This window comes from Cupriavidus sp. 01L45, assembly GCF_056399885.1.
In genome coordinates this window covers 48,135-64,825 of the sequence record NZ_JBFTSG010000056.1, presented here as the reverse complement: position 1 = coordinate 64,825, position 16,691 = coordinate 48,135, and the positions used below count along the sequence as shown (strand labels likewise).

Genomic DNA, 16,691 nt, shown 5'->3' with positions numbered 1-16,691 from the left:
CGTACGGTGAACCGGCACTGGTGTGCCCGCCCGGATTAAAAAAGCCATTTGTAGCGAACACCCGCTTCGGTCAGCGGCGTGCCGCCATTGCGTGCCGCGGTTTCGTGCTGCACATACATGGACAGGTGATCGTTTCCGAACACCTTGCCGGCCACGCCAAGCTGGGCCCGGAAGTTCTGCCCGGCACGGGTGTCGTGCAACAGGCCGATCTCGGCGAAAGGCCGCCACTTGCGCGTGTAGTCGTCGAGCAGCTCGGTACCGAAACCGAAAGTCACGCCCGCCTGCGTGAAGCCCTGCGGCATGTAGAACCCGGGCGTGGCTTCGTCGTCGGCGGGTACCAGCGTCGCCAGCTTGCTGCTGAGCGTGCCGCCGCGCGTGCTGTAGGTAGCGTGGGTGCCGACCAGGCGCACGGTGTAGTCCGGGTAAGCGGTACGGATGCGATAACCCAGCTCCAGGTCGTACACCAGGCCGTGACCCAGTTGTGAGCCGTCCTGGCCACGGAAACGGTCGTACTCGATACGCGCGCCCGCGAATTCGCGCAGGCTGAAGTTGTAGGTCGCGCCCAGTCCGAGCACGTCCTTGACGCCGCCGACCCGCAGCGCCGCCGACTCGTCGGCTTGCTGGTTGAGGCCGGCCAGCGTGGTGAGGTTCAGCCGGGTACCCTCGCGCCACTCGCCGGTAAATCGCGCGGTGGTCACGCTATCCAGGCCGTCGCGCCGTCCCACGCCGAAGCGCCAGCGCAGGTGCTGGTCGCGGTAGCCGAGCGACAGCTCGCCACGCTTGTCGGACGAAGGCACGCCGGTAAGCTGCGTCTGGTCCACGCTGTGCTGGGTGCGCCAGGCACCGCGCAGGTTCAGGTCATAGCCATCCCACAGGCGCACGCCGCCGGCCAGGCCGTAGTCGAAATAACTCAGCGGGCTCTGGCGCTGGTATGTCATGCGCGGCTCGATGGCCTGCGCATTGAACAGCAGCGTGTCCTGCAGGGTCTCCTGCAGCGCGTCGTCGGTACGGGTGGTTTCCTGCGTCTCGTAGGCCAGCGTCTGCGCGGCGCCGAGCCGGTCGAGCTGCACGTTGGCTTCGATCTGGTTGTCCACCGGAATGCGGCCGGCCTGGCGCTCCAGCACGCGGTCGAGCGCGGCCAGATCCTGGTTCGCCAGCGCCAGCGTGATCTCGGCATAGGCCGGGCGCAGCAACTGGCGCGCATACTGGCGTGCCAGCCAGGCACGCGCCAGTTCATTGGATTCGTTCGACAGCGCCCACGCCAGCGCCACTTCCTTGGCGGCGGACGAGACCACCGCCTGCTGGCGCGCTTCGCGCTGGGCCATGCCCGCCGGCACACTGGCGTCCAGCGGCGGCAAGCCGGGTATCTCACCCAGGCGCGAAGCCGGATTGGCCGGCCCGGTCCAGTTGGCGGCGTTGGCACCCGCCATCACGGTGCGGTCGCCGCGCAGCATCTCGATCACCAGGCGCTGCGAGACATCCCCCGACGCAAAGATCTGGCCAAGCGCCACTGTCTGGCGGCGCAGTTCGGCAGGCGCGGGGCCGCCTTGCGCATCTTCCTCCTCGGCTGCCGGATCCATGCTGCGGGGATCCGAGGCACGGCGCCCGCTTGCGGTACGGTCGCCATGCAGGTCAACCCAGGCCTGGCGGCGCAGGCGCCAGGCAGTGCTGGTCTGCCCGATGGCGTCGTAGGCATCCGCGGCAAGCCCGAGCCAGAGCGGATCGGCGTTCTTGCCGTCGGCCATCTTGCGCAGGTAATGCAGCGCGGTGCGGCCGTCCTGGAAGCGCATGCTGCCAGCGGCAAAGGCGCCCCACAGATCCGGGTTGCCCTCGGCCTCGCTCTTCAGGCGCAGCATCATGGCGCGCACTTCGGTATCCGAGCCGAGATCGACCAGCGCCCACATCAGCGCGGCCAGCGTCTCGCTGCCAGCATCGGGCAGGCTGGCGGCACGGCGCAGGTCGGCCAGGGCCAGCTCGCGCTCGCCGCGGGCGCGCTGGTACTCGGCGCGCATGGCCAGGAAACGGCTGGATTGCTCGGCCTGCTTCAGCTGCCCGGGGGTCATGCCCTGCAGCAAGGCGGCGACGCGGCCGTAGGCCCGTGCGCGGGTGTAGTAGTTGATGGCGAGTTCTAGCGACACGAGCTTGCCGCCCTTGCGCCAGCTGGCCTCGGCAATGCGCCCTGCATCAATGGGCGAACTGTCGTAGAAATCCATCAGGTTCGAGAAATCCGATTCCTCGATATCGCGCACTTCGGCCAGGCAGTCGTTGCGGCCGGCGCCCGGCGGCATGGCCATGCAGTGATCGTCATGCGACTCGGCCATGGCCAGCATCAGTTGCCGGTAGCCTTGTTCGAGCAAGTCGCCACGCTGGTTCAGGCGTGCCAGTTCGGTCAGGGTGCGCCAGTACTCGATATCGGTGGAGCGCGCGGTGCGCATGGACGGCACCATGGCCTGCAGCGCCTCGGCCAGCTTGCCGCGCACGTAAAGCAGGTTGGCCTGCTTGAGCGCGTACTGGGGACGTGGGCCAAAGCGCTGCTGCAGCTCCGTGTAGAGCTCGTAGGCGCGGGCATCCTTGCCGGCGCGCTCTGCCAGTTCCGCCTGGCGCTCCATGATCTGGCGCGCGTTGGGGCCGTGGCTCAGGCTTTGCAGGAAAGCCAGCCCTTGCTCTGGCTCTCCCAGCCGTTCGTAGGTGGCGACCACCTGGTCGATGGTGGCGAGGTCGCCGCTGCCGGCGCGATGGCGCAGCGCGGCCAGGTAGGCGCGATCGTCGCTCAGTCCCGGGGCCAGGCGCAGCACCGCCTTCCAGGCGGTCTCGTCGTTGGTGGCCTGGGCATATTCGAGCCAGCTCCTGAGCGCTACCGCGGGCTGGCGATTCCATTCCGCGACCTGCGCCAGGCGTTCGCGCCAGCGCTGCGCGCCGGGCTGGCGCCGCACGGCGGTCTCGGCGACGCGCTGGGCGTCGTCGAGCTTGCCGGCGGCCAGGAAGACCTGGAAGGCCAGTTCGTAGTCATCGGCGTTGAACGCGCGCTCGGCCGCGGGCGGGGCGCCGCTGTGCGCCACCGCAGGTGCGGCCGGCGCAGCCACTGCGGCAGGCTTGCCCGCGCCGGCGGAATCCGCCAYTCGGCGCAGGTGCGGCATCGCGGCGTCGCCCATTGCGCGGCGCAGGGCCAGCCCGCGCGGACCGTCCAGGAAAATGACGCCCTGCGCGGCCCAGGGCTGGGCGGCGGCAACCCGGCGCACTTCGGCGCGTTGCAGCGATGCTCCCAGCGGGGCAGGCTGCATGCTCGGCGGCAGGCGCAGCAACCGCTGCGCATAGTGCGCCGCCTGCTCGGGCCGGTTGGCGGCCAGCGCCAGTTTGGTCAGGTAGCGCAGGACCTCGGCATTTTCCAGCAGCTTGCCGCCGTGTTGCTCGGCCTGCGCCAGCGCCTTGTCGAGTTCGTTGCCGGACTGCAGCGTCTTGAGCGCGGCCAGGAACAGCCGGCGCTGCTCGGTCGGATCGGTGGCGTGTGCCTGCGCGGCGAACAGCGCRTCGGCCGCTTGCTGGTAATCACCGCCAGCCAGCGCCGCCGATGCCGCCTGCGCACTCCACAGCTCGGCGCGGGCGGGATCGCTCTTGGCCAGCGCGCGGTAGAAATGCTGCGCCGGCTTGAGCGCGTTGATCGAGCGCGCGGCGGTCGCGAGCTCTTCCAGATCGGTACGCCCCCATTGCATCGGCAATGCCTGGTCGAGCAACCCGGCGAGCCGTTCGATGTACTGCTTGCGCTCCGGCGTGTCCGGCAACGCGGCAAACGCGCGCTGCTGCGTGATCTCGATACGGGTGCGCAGGATCTGGTTGGGTAGTTCGGCGTCGGCGGCGGCGCGCGCGCGCACTGGCCCTTGCCGGCTGGCGGCATGGCGCGCTTCCAGCCGGGCCAGCATGGCTTCGGCCTCGTCCAGGCGGCCGGTACGCGCATATTGCTCGGCCAGCACCGCCATGAAACCGTTGTCTTCCGGCGCGGCACGCCACCAGGCTTCCAGGTAGGCCATGCTCAGGCCGTCAACCGCGCGGCCTTCACCCAGCAGGCGTTCGCGCAAGGTTTCGCGCGGGAACATCAGCGCCAGGCCGATCCCCACCATGGCGGTGAAGGTCAGCACGAACGCTGGCTGCAACAACCGCTCGCGCTCAGGCGGCGCAGGTGATTTCGACGCTTTGCTTGGCATTGTCGGGATGGGAAACGGGTGTGGTATCGAAGCGCAGCGTGCCGCGCTCCCGCACGCCCTGCACCGGCTTGCCATCGATGGCAACCCGGCAGCGGTCCGCCCCTGCGAGACGGAAGAAAGGCTTGGTGTAGCCGCTGAACTCAAAACGGATCTGCTGTGCGCTGCCCTGGCCGGCGCGCTGCCAGTTCCGCACGAAGCCGCTGGCCTCGGCGACCTCGGGGCCGGCGGGCGCGGCGGCGCCGGGCCCGCGCATCACGATGCGCGAGGCGCCATCGGCCAGGTGCACGTAGACACCGCCGCCGGGCGCCGGCGAAGTGCCGGTCACGCCTTGCGAGGCCGCCACGTCGGTCACGCCCGCGCCGGTCCAGCGCACGTTGCGCAGATTGCCGTCGCCGCGCACGATCCACGCGCCGGGCTGCTTGCCGTCGCCGCCGGTTTCGCGCGCCACCGCCATGCCTTGCCAGTCGATCACCTTGCGCACGTAGTCGGTGGCATGCACCGGCAGCAGCGGTTGGCTCTGCACGTAGTCGTAGACCTTGCGCAGCGCCTTGAGCGAGGCTGCCTTGGTGCCCGAGTAATTGTGATAGTAGATGTTGACCGACTTGAAGCGGTACGGATGGTCGGTCAGCTCGTAGGTTTCAATCACGCGCTCGAAACCGTAGAACGGGCCATGCCAGAGATTGGTGTAGACGTTCTCGTTCTGGTTCGGGGCGAACACCTGGAAGGTGCCGTCGGCCTTGTTGATGCCAAGCGGGGAAATCGCGGTCCAGGTCGGGTTGCTGCGCGTGATCAGCGTATCGCCGCCGTTCATGTTGAGCACGCCGGCCTGGTCGGTCAGCCTGATCGCCTCGGCGGGTGGCTGGCAGTCGCCCGACCACAGCAGCATGCTGACGGGCTTGCCGGCGGGCGCGAGCGTACGGTTGATGTAGTCGATGGAGCCGCCGACCTCGCGCTTGAGGTCCATGGTGTAGCCCGGAATCGCCAGGTGGAAATCTGCGTCGCCTTCGGTGGCGTTCTCCGAATGCGCGCCACCGGGCACCGTGCGGCCCCACTCGAAGGGATGCGAGAAGGTGTGGCTGGCCACCTCCACATAGGGCTGCGCGAAGATCTTGCGTGCGATCGGCTCCAGCTGCGCGGTCAGCTTGGGATACATGCCATCGCTGGCCACTTCGCCCTGGATGATCGACATCGTCATCGGCAGGCGGTAGCGGTCCCAAATCTCGCGGAACAGCACTTCGCCGGAGAAGCCGCCGCCAGGGATCTCGGCGCGCGAGGCAAAACCGTCTCCGTCCACATGGATGGTCAGCAGGCGCCGGCCGTTCTCGGTGGTGACATCCGGTACCGGCATGTCGGGCAGACGCAGCGCTTCGCGCAGGAAAGCGAGCGGCTGGACGACCCAGCGGTCCTGGTCGTTGGCGCTTTGCCGCACGGCATAGGGGCCCAGCACATAGCCGCCCCAGGGAGTAATCGCGGCGGCGTCGTAGGTCAGCGTGCCCGAATTCAGGCGCAGCAGGGAGCGATAGCCAGGGCCATCGCCGACCTGCACGAGCGCCGCCTGGGTGCGGTCCGGCGCCACCGGCATCTCGAAGCCCATCATCGGGTCCTTGGATACCACATCCGCCTTGACGCCGACCTTGCCCTTGACCGGGTTGAGCTGCAGGCTCGAGGCGAGCGAGCCGTTCATGCGCGCGCCGAAGTCATTCAGGAACACCACCGGCACGCCCTGGTCGATATTGCGCTGTACCCAGCTGAAGAAGCGGCCGGGCTGATCGCGCACATTGCCGGCCATCCACACCACCACGCCCGCGTAGCGGTCCGGGCCGATCTCGGGCAGCGGTTGGCTGGCTTCGGCGAAGTCGACGCGATAGCCCAGGTAGTTCAGCGGCATGGAAACGAAGCGCACGCCGGCGGAGTCGTCGATCGACACGCCGGGCTCGCGGTCCTGCACCACCAGCACGCGGCGCGGCATCACCTCGATGCTGCCGATGCCAACCGTCTGCAGGCCAGGGTCGGCCACGTAGGGGATGATGTCCAGCGCGCGGATCCGCGCGGCGGTGTCGCGCGCGCACTTGCGGTCGGTGGGCGGGCAGTAGTCGATCGAGATCACCGGCAAGCGGTACTGCTCCCGGATCGTGCGGGCCTGGCCCAGCAGCCAGTTGCGGTCGGCCTCGCTGACTTCGGTGTAGCGCTTGCCCGCCTGGTCCCAGCCGCGGTAGAGCGACTCGAACGCGACCGCGTACGCCAGCTGGCTGACTTGCGGCAGGATCTCGAAGCCGCGATTGAAGATCAGCCTGGCGTCGGGATAGCGGGCCTTGATGGCGCGGATCACCGCCACCATGCCTGCTTCCTGGCGGGCACGTTCGGCATCGGTCTTGGCAACGAGCTGGTAGGAATCAAGCGTGTCGAGGAAGAAGCCGCGAAAGCCGCGCTGCCACAGCGGCGTGATGACCTTGTCCACATAGAAGGCAGGCCAGCCCTCGGCGGCCTGGTCGACCACGCGGGCGCCCCAGGCGTCGTTATTGCCGGTCAGCCAGGCCTTGGGGATGTCCTTCAGGTAGGGGCGCGAAGGATAGACCTCGCCAATGCTGACGTAGGAGAACCATTGCGTATTGGGCGTGGCGGCGGTGCGCGGGTCGAAGCCGCTGTCGGGTTCGACCACCGCGATATCGAAGGCTTGCAAGGAGTCCACCGGCGGCTTGCTGCCGTAGTGGAAGGCAATGTTGGGGGCGCGTACACCTGCGGGTGTCGCGGTCTGCGCCTGCGCCTGTGCCGGGCATAGCCAGGCAGCAATCACGGCCAGCAGCGCGCCAAGCCAGGCTCTTGTCATCGGCGTACCCCGGCTTGCTTGGCGCAAGCCAGCCACGCGGCGCATGACACCGTCCATTCGCAACAAATTCACTTGTTGGCCCCCTGTTTTCTTCATTTTTATGTCCCGCTCCGGAAGAGCTCGCTTTGCTTGCCTGCCAACGCGCTCTCGCGCCTGGTGCCGCGTGACGATGCATTCCGGGTATGGCTGTTCCCATCTACGGCTTCCCACGCTGCCCGAAATACCGGGCAGTCCCCCGCGGGATATTTATCAAAGTGCCTGATCAGGCACTATGGCGGGGGGGAATTCTGAGGCATGCGGGTAAGCCTGCCTATAAGCATTTCGGACTAGGGATGAAGCACTCGGGCAAATGCGGGAAGGTGCAACAGTTGCCTGATAGTGCCGGATTCCTGGCTCCGACCGCTTCGATTGGCGCACTGACGGAATCCGCCAAGCCTGGCCGCTCCTGGGTGTTGCCAACGGCAGCACGCTTAGGCGGAGTCGCCGCGCCAGGGTGCCCACCGCGCCCGGTGAAGATTATTACAAAGTGGATATTTAGGGCATTTTTGGCATTTTCTGCAAAGAAAACATATCGCAGTACGTGCCGGAAATTCGGCGCTGACGAGTCAGCGGTGACCAATAGCCACGCGTCGCGCCGCCATGGCCAKGGCCGTAATACAACGCATACCGCCCGTCCGGCGCAACCGCCAAGGGAATCTTAGATCACGCGCCTCGGGGCCAATGTTAACAATTGTCACACGCGGTGAAAACAAGGCATTTGCGGCGCTTCGCTGTGTAGAATTTTTTCAAACAGAAGAACATATTCACCTCGGCAAGACCACACCGGACATGCGCCGGCGGCACGCCGCATTCGGGAATGTCGCAACCCAGCCAGGGCGCACAGACGGGCTCCACGCAACACGCGCGAACCCACCTTCGAAGGCAAACTCCGGCGCATCGACCGCGCGCCGAACTCGATGGGGATTCTCATGCAGTCAGATGAGGGCACTGCCGTGATGGCATTGCTTGTCCTGTTCACCGCCACGCAATGCATCCTCGCGGCCCTGATGATGGCCCTGCGCCAGAGCGCGGCCGGCCGCGCCTGGGGTGYGGGACAGGTGTTCGCCTGCGCCGCGGGCCTGCTGGTCATCGATGCCCGCGGCGGGCCTGCCTGGTTCCTGCTGCTGGCGCCGCTGTTTGGCGTGGCCGCCCAGCTGCTGATCCATCGCGGCGTGTTGCTGGCCGATGGCCGCCAATCGGCGGACTCCCGCCCGCTCACTGCCGGTGCGCTCGCCATCGTCGCCGTGCTCGCTGCCGCCGCGCTGGGCAACGGCAGCCGCCTGGCCGAAATCACTGGCTACGCGGTGGCTGCCGTCACCGCCTGCTTCACGCTCGCTTACCTGTTGCAACGGCCGCAAGCACTGACCCGCCGCAGCCGTCCGCTGGTGCTGACGGCGTGCGGCCTGCAATGGCTGGCGCAGTGCTGCGGCCTGTATGCGGTACTCAAGGCGGGCGCCCCGGCGTCCAGCCTGGATGCCGAGGTCCTGTTCCAGCTGCGCCTGCTGCCTGCCTTCGTGGCAATCCTCGCCGGCCTGGCTGGCTTTACGCTAATGACCATGGAGGGGATGCTGGCCGAACAGGAAAAGCAGGCGCGCCTCGATCCGTTGACCGGGCTGTTGAACCGCGGCGCCATGGATGACGCCGCCCGGGTGCTGTCCGCCGAATTCACGCGCCGCGGTCATCCGCTGAGCTGCCTGGTGATCGACATCGATCGCTTCAAGCACATCAATGACAGCAGCGGACACCGGGCGGGCGACCGCATCCTGCAGCAGATCGGCAAGGTCCTGAAGGAAACGCACCGCGCCACGGACCTGGCGGGCCGTTATGGCGGGGAAGAATTCTGCGTGCTTTGCCCGCATACCACCGAAGCCGATGCCATCCTGCTGGCCAACCGCATCCTGCGAGGCATCCGCGCCATCGCGTTGCCGCACGAGCTTGGCGGATTCGCCAGCGCCAGCATCGGCGTGGCGCAGATCCGCGACGGCCAGGGCGGCGGGACAGCCACCTGGGACAAGCTCTTTGGTGGCGCCGACCGCGCGCTGTATGAGGCCAAGCGGCGCGGCCGCAGCCGCGTCGTCCTCGCCTCGGAACTGGAATCGCTGCCCGCGCGCGAACTCTGCCTGCCTGCGCAAACCGAAGCCTGCCACTGAGCGCCGGGCAGCCGCGCGCCCGCCAGCGCTTGCCCGTGCCGATATGACGGGAAAATCGCATCGCCATCCGCTGCCCGGCTAGAATCCCCCAGCGCATGCTAGTCCGGACGCACTCGCGAGTCCGGTTAGAAAACATCCCTGGAGATTCCGAATGAAGGTCGACAACATCCTGCAGACCATTGGCAATACGCCGCATATCCGCGTCCAGCGGCTCTTTGGCGATACGCATCAGGTCTGGATCAAGTCCGAGCGCTCCAACCCCGGAGGTTCCATCAAGGACCGGATCGCCCTGTCGATGGTCGAGGCAGCCGAGCAGTCCGGCCTGCTCAAGCCCGGCGGCACCATCATCGAGCCCACCTCGGGCAATACCGGGATCGGCCTGGCCATGGTGGCCGCGGTCAAGGGCTACAAGCTGGTGCTGGTGATGCCTGACAGCATGTCGGTGGAACGCCGCCGCCTGATGCTGGCCTACGGCGCCACCTTCGACCTGACCCCGCGCGAAAAAGGCATGAAGGGCGCGATCGCCCGTGCCGAGGAACTGGTGGCGGCCACGCCCGGCGCATGGATGCCGCAGCAGTTCGAGAATCCCGCCAATATCGAAGCACATGTCCGGGCCACTGCGCTGGAGATCCTGGCGGACTTCCCGCAGGGCATCGACGCCCTGATTACCGGCGTGGGCACGGGCGGCCATATCACCGGCTGCGCCCGCGTACTGAAACAGAAGTGGCCCGCGCTGAAGGTATTCGCGGTCGAGCCCGTGGCCTCGCCGGTCATTTCCGGCGGCGCGCCCGCACCGCACCCGATCCAGGGCATCGGCGCCGGCTTCATCCCCAGGAACCTGGATACCGAACTGCTGGACGGCGTCATCCAGGTCGACGCCGAGCCGGCACGCGAGATGGCGCGCCGCGCCGCACGCGAAGAGGGCATGCTGGTGGGTATCTCGTCCGGCGCCACCCTTGCCGCCATTGCCCAGAAACTGCCCGACCTGCCGGCCGGTGCCACCGTGCTGGGCTTCAATTACGACACCGGCGAGCGCTATCTCACTGTGGAAGGCTTCCTGCCAGCATAAGGCCGCGTGCCGCCGGGGGATTCTCTTCAGGCAGCGCGGCCCGCGGTGAACCATACTGGAGATTGACAGGTGCCGGCGCAAGAGCGCGCCGGCTGCCGATTTTGCCGATCTGGCGCACCACAGGTCCCGCTGCCCCGCGCGGCGGGGCCCGGTAAAGCGTTGACACAAGGAGTTGAGATGAGCATCCCAAGTTATGAAGTCGCACGACTGGCATCCCTGGCGGTGCGTCTTGCGCTATCGTCCGGTCTGTCGCATGAAGAGATGCAGGCTGCGCTCAGCCTCGCGGCCACCATGATCGAGCAAGACGAAGGCGCCACGCCCGAAAGCACGGCAGCGACAACGGTGCCGCACGTCAAGGTGACACGCACGATCCATTGAAGCCATCTGGCCGGGGCCCTTGCCCTGCCCCGCCACGCACCCATCGGCATGCGGCCCCTGAGCCGCCTGGCCTCAGTTCAGCAGCCCCGCCCAGTACAGTTCCGCCGCGGCCAGCACGGTCCGCATCTGCGTCGTATGCGCCAGGCGGAAGGCGTCACCATAGATGGTCTGGTCCGGGAATTCGGTGACCAGGGTGAAGGGCACGGTTGAACGATGATCCTCGACGATCATGCAGGGAATCCCGTTAAGCACCGGGAATGGCACCTCGCCGGCATGGCCGCCCCAGGTGGCGAGTTGCCGGGCGTTGAATCCGGCCAGTTCCGGCGAGGCCGCGAGTTGCGCAGTCAGCGCCTGCATGAATGCCGTGCCGTCGCGCCCCGCGTGGTGGCGCAGGATCAGGAAGAAGCCCTTGGGAATGGTCCAGGTCTCGAAGCCCGGCGGCACATAGCCGGTAAGCGGGCGCGTCCATTCGTGGGCGGGATAGCCATGCAGGCTCATGTGCAGCCCCGCGCCGGTACGCTCGATCGCCTCCAGGCGCGCCGCCTTCTCCCCGAACGGCGGCGCCGTGCGTGCCTCGAGGTCGTCGCCTAATGCCGTGTAGCGCGCGGCATGCGACATATGGCGGGGGTTGTCCTCGCGCAAATGCACATGCAAGGCCGCACCGTCGGGATTTTCCAGCGCGATCAGGGCGAAGTGCGCATGCGGGCGCTGCTTCAGCGCGTGTGCCGCGCGCAGCGCACCCACCACGCCAGAGGTTTCGTTGGCATGCTGACCACCGGAAATCACCAGCCCCGGCAGCGAGCCTTCGATGTGGGTGGCGTGGACCACGCGCCCCTGCGTGGACAGGACGCTGAAGCGCTTGCCGCCAAGCGCTTGCATCTCGACGGCGGCTTCATCCGGCGTCAGCGGCCGGGAGAGCCCGGCGAGCGCGTCGGCGGAAAGCGCCGTCCCGGCAGCGTCGGCGGCCACTACGCGCGGATGCGGCAGCAATTCCACGCGCACCCGTGTAGCGCCATCGGTGCCATCCGCGCTGCGCACGTCCGGCACGATCTGGCCGGGTTGCAAGGTACGATCGCCGCGCGGCAAGCCGGCGCGATCCTGGAAGAACTCCAGGATGGAGAAATACAGGTCTTCGTGCAGGGCTTCGCGCGTACTGATGCACTCGTCCTGACAGGACAGCCGGCGCTCGATGCCGCCTGTGCCGATGCCAATGCGCAGGACATCGAAACAGGGCGCCTGCACCCCCCAGCCATGGCTGCGGATCGCGTTCATGGCGGCGGCGAATGCCAGTTCGAACTCGGTCGCCAGCGGCCCATCCTCCAGGCAGGTGTCACCCTGCCACACACGCAGCCACCCGCACGGCGCGCCCGACGCCGCTAGCGGCACGAATACGCGATGGGCGATGCCGCCATCGAGCTGGACGGCATAGTGCCCCGGGTCGTCGCCCTCGTCCAGGCGCAGCCTGCCCCCAGGCAGCATGCCGGCGAGCGGATAGGCTTCCAGCCGGAAACGCTGTGCCGTTGTTGCCGCCGTTGCCGTCGTGGCGGCAGGCAGGCGCACGGCGATGTCGCGCGCGCCGGCAAGCGGGCCGTGATCGGTTTCCAGGCCCAGTTCATCGAGGAAGAAATGCAGCAGCGGCTTGTAGGCGCTGCGGATGACCGCCGCCACACCCGCTGCGGCCAGGCGATGCTCTGCGGCGCGGCGCGCGGCGGCATCCTCGAACACCCAGGCTTCCACGCGCGTGCCGGGCAGGGAGGCAAGGCGCTCAGTCAGGCCATCCAGAGTGCGTGAAATGGAGGTATCGAGCAGGATCGTCATGGCTGGCCTTGGCGCCGCGCGCGGCGGACTGGGAATCGGATCCGGCATTATAGGCAGGCTCCCGATCCTGCGTGCGGCCACACCCAGGCCCGCTGGCTGCCGCGCCGGGCAGCACCTTCCGCAGCCTCGGCCGGGCCAGTTCCAGCAGCAGGTCGAGGCGGGCCAGGCGATCGTCTTCACCGCCTTCATCGCCCTCGCCGCCCTCTCCGCCAGCCTTCGGTCCGCCCCTGAACAGCGTGCAGGCCTCGGCAAGTACGCGCTGCTGCAGCGCGCTGTCCAGCAGGATCAGTCGCGGCCTGGCGCGAGAGCAGGCGGCAGACACGTCGACGGCGAGACAGTGCCCGTGCCGGGCCTGCAGCGGATCCAGCCACATCATCTCGTTGCGCTCCAGCCCGAACGCCTGCGCCAGCCGCACCCGCATGCCCATGAGCCGCAGGGGGCCGCTCAGGGGCATGCGCATGACGTAGCGCGCCGCCTGGTCCCACTGGCGCTGCGAGGCGGGGCGTGCGGGTTCGATCAGGCGGCGCAGCATGTCATCGGCCTGAGTCACGCCATTGCGTCCGCTCAGCCATAGCCAGGCACTGGCTTCCAGCCGGCTGGCCAGGTCCACGCCGCGCCTGCGCCACAAGCGCCGGCCTAGCTGGTATTGGGCCTCGGCATGGCCAAGCGCCGCGGCCTTGCCAAGCGCCTCGTCTGCAAGCCCCACGCTGTAGCGCGTGAAGTGGCGGTTGCGGTAGAGGCAGGCCAGCGCATAGCTTGCTTCGGCATGTCCCTGCGCCGCGGCACGCGACAGCCAGCGTTGGGCCTCGGTATGGCTGGCCTTGCCAATGCGGTCACCGGCGTCGAGCGTGGCGCCCTGGCGATCCATCTGGCCATGCCAGAGCCCCAGCCGGAACTGGGCCTCGGCCGAACCGGTGCGCGCCGCGCGTTCGAGCAGCTGGCGCCCGAACCGGATCACGTCGGGATGCCTGTCGGCATGGTCAAGCAGCGCCTCGGCCTGCGCCAGCATGCCAGGCGGATCGGCCGCCTCGGTGCCGCCAGCGGCTGGCCCGGCTCCGCCGGCCGGCGGGACCGCCGCGAGCCGCGCCAGCCGCGCCAGTTCGTCCGCATGCGTTGGCTGGGCAGGCTGCGCCCGCAGCCATGCCAACAGCCTGAAAGCCGCCTCGGCATGACCCTCGTCGGCAAGCTCGCGCAACCATGCCAGCGCCAGCGCGCGATCGGATTGCGGCCGGGCGTCCGGAGCCAGCGCCCATTGCGCGTAGCGCCAACGTGCCACGCTCGAACCGGCCCGGCCGCCTTCCGCGTAGCAGGCCAGCGCCAGATCGGCTTGCACTGAGCGGCGCGCCACGTCCAGCGCGATGTCTTCCCAGATCATCCGCCGCACCCAGGCCGCGCCGCCCTGCTCCGCACGCGCCAGCCAGAACAAAGCGCTGTGCTGGTTCGCGGCGGCACCGTCATGCCCATAGAGATAGGCCTTGCCAAGCGCGATCTGCGCGGCGACATCGCCGCATCGGGCTCGCTGCATGGCGGCGAGGAAAGGGCGAGACGCCATGGCGCGGCAAACCTCCTGCAAGGTTGAGTTGGATTGGATCGAGCCAGGTAACAGGCCAGGGGGAAAGAGACCACCGCGCGGCGCGTTGCTGTTCTTGCGGAAAGGCATGGCGAACGGCTGGAAGTGGCTCCGGCTGATGTTATGGCAATCGCCTATTCACAACATCTTTATATTGGAACTAAAAAAATACAATAAATTGAAAAAACGAATTTACAACCAAATTGAACTAGGATTACTTTCCATTAAAAATCATTTACATCAACATAAATTCAAATCAAGCCTTTGATTTAAAAGAAGAAATAATTAGTCAAAAACAAGTTTCCTAATTACAACACCAACCGAGCATCCGCTTCTTATCCCCGCGCATCGCCTCACATAATTCCTCTCGAACGGTGGACGTTCCCCGATTAACTCATCAAGGAAAACCCATGAAAATCAAGCTGTTCGCAGTCGCCGCAGCCACCCTCTTCGCCGCCAGCGCCCAGGCGCAATCGAGCGTGACGCTGTATGGCGTGGTAGACGTCGGCATCGAGTACCTTTCCAATGCCAATGGCGCCACCAAGGCAAATAACAGCAATAGCCGCGTGGCCATGCAGTCGGGCAATATGTCCGGCTCGCGCTGGGGCCTGCGCGGCGTGGAAGACCTGGGCGGCGGGTTGAAGGCGCTGTTCCAGCTGGAAAGCGGCTTCTCCGTCGACGAYGGCGCCGGCAGCACGGATGGTTTGTTCAACCGGGCTGCAACGGTTGGCCTGCAAGGCCAGTTCGGCACGCTGACCCTGGGCCGCCAGACTACGCCGATGTATGACTTCGGCCTGCGCTATGACCCGATGTCCATCTCGGCGCGCTACTCGGTTACCTCGCTCGACGCCGGCTTCATGAGCCGCGCCAACAACTCGGTGAAGTACGTGGGCAATTTCAACGGCGTCACCGCCGCCGCCATGTACAGCTTTGCCTACGATGGCAAGGAAACCGCCGGCCAGGGCGGCAAGAACCGCGAGTACGGCGCCAGCCTGGCCTACGCCAGCGGCCCGTTCGATGTGGGTGTCATGTACGAGCAGCGCAATACCACGCTGTCCAATAGCGATGAAATCAACGCGCGCAGCGCCTCGATCGCCGGTGGATATGCCTTCGGCCCGGCCAAGGCCTTCCTGGGCTATCGCTATGCGCGCGGCGGCAACTGGGTGGTGGGAAACAGCGAGGGCCAAATCACCACCTCCACGGCCAAGGTCAGCTCCAACCTGATGTGGGCCGGCATGGCTTACAACGTGACGCCGGCCCTGAAGCTCACCGGCGCCGCCTACTATGAAGACGCCCGCCGCGTCTCGGCAGATCCGTGGCTGTTCGTGGTGTCGAGCGACTATTCGCTGTCCAAGCGCACCGACGTCTACCTGAACCTGGCCTACGCCCGCAACCGTGACGGTTCCGGACTGGGCCTGAACGGTAAGAGTGGCCCCCTGACCGGCGGCATGCGCGCTCCTGTTTCGTGATGCCCTCGCACATCAACGCTTCCGCCAATCGCCCGGATCAACTGGCTTGCGGCAAGCGCGGCGTGGCGTCGCCGGGCCGTCCCAGCTTCCTGGCAACCCGGTGCTTGAAGGTGGCCACGGTCTTTGGCGAAATCCCCAGCCGCGTCGCTATTTCCAGGTTGTCGTACCCATCAGACAGCAACTGGTGCACGCGCGACTCGCGCGGTGTGAGCCGCGTGGCATTGGCCGCGGCTTCGCCATCGAGGCCCGCGTTGCAGATGGATTCGGGAAAGACGGCATACCCCTGCTGCACCATATCGAGTGCCGCCGCCAGCAAGTGAAAGGGATGCGACTTGCTCACATAGGCACTCGCGCCAGCCCAGCGCGCCAGTTGCGCATCGCGTTCGGGATCGCCGCCCGACAGCACCACGATCCGGGTCGGCGGCTCCATCGCGCGAACGCGGCGCACCACTTCCAGCCCGTCCAGGCCTGGCAGGTTGATATCGACCACTGCCAGCGCTGGACGCAATTGCCGTAGCACGTTCAGCCCCTCCACCCCGTCCGCCGCGACGGCCACCAGCGCGTATCGGCCGTGCCTGTGCAAGTTGGCGCGGATCGACTCGAGGATAAACGGATGGTCGTCCACAGCCACCACGGATAACGGTTCTTCCACTTCGACTTGGTCCATATCAGCCCCTGTTAGCTAGCGTGCGATTTTGGCTGAAACTCTCCCGAACAGGCTCTAGGAATTTTCTGCTATGAGGCGTGAATTATCTCAATGCATCGACGAAACCAAGCGAACTCTCAAGGTAACCGGGATGAGCCATGGCGAGGCTGGTGCACTTTTGTCCCGTGCACATTTCCTTACAACCCGGACACACACCCGCGTCACTGGGGCGCTAAGCTGCCCCCTTGTGCAAGCCGTGTCTTGCCTAGCCAAGGAAAGTAAGCATGAGCCGCTCCCGTCCGAAGTTACTGCCACTGCCCGCCACGCTGCCATGCGCCACCAGCATCACGCCACGCATATCGAACGTGGCGGCCGCGCGGCAGTCCCGGTGAAGTGGTCGACCATCGCGCTGGTGGTGCTTGGCTGGCTTGGCGCCTGCACCGGCATCGGATGGTTGCTGATGGCGTGGTCCGGCCTGGCCGGGCAGTGAGTTTCCGACGCCCGGAAACATACCTCGCGCCACCGG

General features: G+C 66.9%; 11 protein-coding genes. 6 read left to right on the top strand and 5 right to left on the bottom strand.

From position 1 onward, the window contains the following. Positions 1–35: 35 nt before the first annotated feature. Both AC1DT6_RS31075 and AC1DT6_RS31070 read right to left on the bottom strand, forming a co-directional pair. Positions 36–4,199, bottom strand: coding sequence for a tetratricopeptide repeat protein (locus AC1DT6_RS31075; protein ID WP_477115189.1), 4,164 nt, complete (start codon positions 4,197–4,199; stop codon positions 36–38). Next, on the bottom strand, positions 4,162–7,026 hold the full coding sequence (locus AC1DT6_RS31070) for a bifunctional glycoside hydrolase/polysaccharide deacetylase family protein (RefSeq protein WP_477111123.1): 2,865 nt from the start codon (positions 7,024–7,026) through the stop codon (positions 4,162–4,164). Before AC1DT6_RS31070 ends, AC1DT6_RS31075 begins: the two co-directional genes overlap by 38 nt. A gap of 968 nt (positions 7,027–7,994) precedes the next feature. On the opposite strand from AC1DT6_RS31070, the gene AC1DT6_RS31065 reads away from it, so the two are divergent. The 3 genes from AC1DT6_RS31065 (at position 7,995) to AC1DT6_RS31055 (ending at position 10,662) form a co-directional block, all read left to right on the top strand. Then, positions 7,995–9,215, top strand: a complete 1,221-nt coding sequence (locus AC1DT6_RS31065; RefSeq protein ID WP_477115188.1) for a GGDEF domain-containing protein — start codon at positions 7,995–7,997, stop codon at positions 9,213–9,215. A gap of 151 nt (positions 9,216–9,366) precedes the next feature. Further along, positions 9,367–10,284 carry a cysteine synthase A gene (cysK, locus tag AC1DT6_RS31060; RefSeq protein WP_045236850.1) on the top strand — a complete coding sequence of 306 codons (918 nt, stop codon included), beginning with the start codon at positions 9,367–9,369 and terminating at the stop codon, positions 10,282–10,284. A gap of 177 nt (positions 10,285–10,461) precedes the next feature. After that, positions 10,462–10,662 carry a hypothetical protein gene (locus AC1DT6_RS31055; protein ID WP_035871790.1) on the top strand — a complete coding sequence of 67 codons (201 nt, stop codon included), beginning with the start codon at positions 10,462–10,464 and terminating at the stop codon, positions 10,660–10,662. Between the two features lie 72 nt (positions 10,663–10,734). Here the strand turns inward: AC1DT6_RS31055 and AC1DT6_RS31050 are convergent, their stop codons facing one another. Beyond that, positions 10,735–12,480, bottom strand: coding sequence for a M14 family metallopeptidase (locus AC1DT6_RS31050; protein ID WP_441636699.1), 1,746 nt, complete (start codon positions 12,478–12,480; stop codon positions 10,735–10,737). Further along, a complete protein-coding gene (locus tag AC1DT6_RS31045; RefSeq protein ID WP_441636701.1) occupies positions 12,428–14,032 on the bottom strand; it encodes a hypothetical protein in 1,605 nt (534 codons plus the stop codon). The genes AC1DT6_RS31050 and AC1DT6_RS31045 overlap by 53 nt, the downstream gene beginning before the upstream one ends. Here AC1DT6_RS31045 and AC1DT6_RS31040 point away from each other — a divergent pair. Next, the gene (locus tag AC1DT6_RS31040) at positions 14,031–14,318 is read left to right on the top strand and encodes a hypothetical protein (RefSeq protein ID WP_441636703.1); all 288 of its coding nucleotides are present in this window, start codon (positions 14,031–14,033) and stop codon (positions 14,316–14,318) included. The two genes, AC1DT6_RS31045 and AC1DT6_RS31040, sit on opposite strands and share 2 nt — an antisense overlap. A 142-nt stretch (positions 14,319–14,460) precedes the next feature. After that, positions 14,461–15,519 carry a porin gene (locus tag AC1DT6_RS31035; protein ID WP_477115187.1) on the top strand — a complete coding sequence of 353 codons (1,059 nt, stop codon included), beginning with the start codon at positions 14,461–14,463 and terminating at the stop codon, positions 15,517–15,519. 37 nt (positions 15,520–15,556) lie between these two features. Here the strand turns inward: AC1DT6_RS31035 and AC1DT6_RS31030 are convergent, their stop codons facing one another. Next, positions 15,557–16,186 carry a response regulator gene (locus AC1DT6_RS31030; RefSeq protein ID WP_441631686.1) on the bottom strand — a complete coding sequence of 210 codons (630 nt, stop codon included), beginning with the start codon at positions 16,184–16,186 and terminating at the stop codon, positions 15,557–15,559. Positions 16,187–16,496: 310 nt separating this feature from the next. Here AC1DT6_RS31030 and AC1DT6_RS31025 point away from each other — a divergent pair, with 310 nt between their 5' ends. Beyond that, the gene (locus AC1DT6_RS31025; protein ID WP_441631688.1) at positions 16,497–16,655 is read left to right on the top strand and encodes a hypothetical protein; all 159 of its coding nucleotides are present in this window, start codon (positions 16,497–16,499) and stop codon (positions 16,653–16,655) included. Positions 16,656–16,691: the final 36 nt, after the last annotated feature.

What these genes read in the sequence shown, in the direction of transcription:
- AC1DT6_RS31050 (WP_441636699.1), bottom strand. Translation starts at nt 12,480, where the DNA reads ATGACGATCCTGCTCGATACCTCCATTTCACGCACTCTGGATGGCCTG.
- AC1DT6_RS31045 (WP_441636701.1), bottom strand. Translation starts at nt 14,032, where the DNA reads ATGGCGTCTCGCCCTTTCCTCGCCGCCATGCAGCGAGCCCGATGCGGC.
- AC1DT6_RS31030 (WP_441631686.1), bottom strand. Translation starts at nt 16,186, where the DNA reads ATGGACCAAGTCGAAGTGGAAGAACCGTTATCCGTGGTGGCTGTGGAC.
- cysK (WP_045236850.1), top strand. Translation starts at nt 9,367, where the DNA reads ATGAAGGTCGACAACATCCTGCAGACCATTGGCAATACGCCGCATATC.
- AC1DT6_RS31055 (WP_035871790.1), top strand. Translation starts at nt 10,462, where the DNA reads ATGAGCATCCCAAGTTATGAAGTCGCACGACTGGCATCCCTGGCGGTG.
- AC1DT6_RS31070 (WP_477111123.1), bottom strand. Translation starts at nt 7,026, where the DNA reads ATGACAAGAGCCTGGCTTGGCGCGCTGCTGGCCGTGATTGCTGCCTGG.
- AC1DT6_RS31040 (WP_441636703.1), top strand. Translation starts at nt 14,031, where the DNA reads ATGGCGCGGCAAACCTCCTGCAAGGTTGAGTTGGATTGGATCGAGCCA.
- AC1DT6_RS31025 (WP_441631688.1), top strand. Translation starts at nt 16,497, where the DNA reads ATGCGCCACCAGCATCACGCCACGCATATCGAACGTGGCGGCCGCGCG.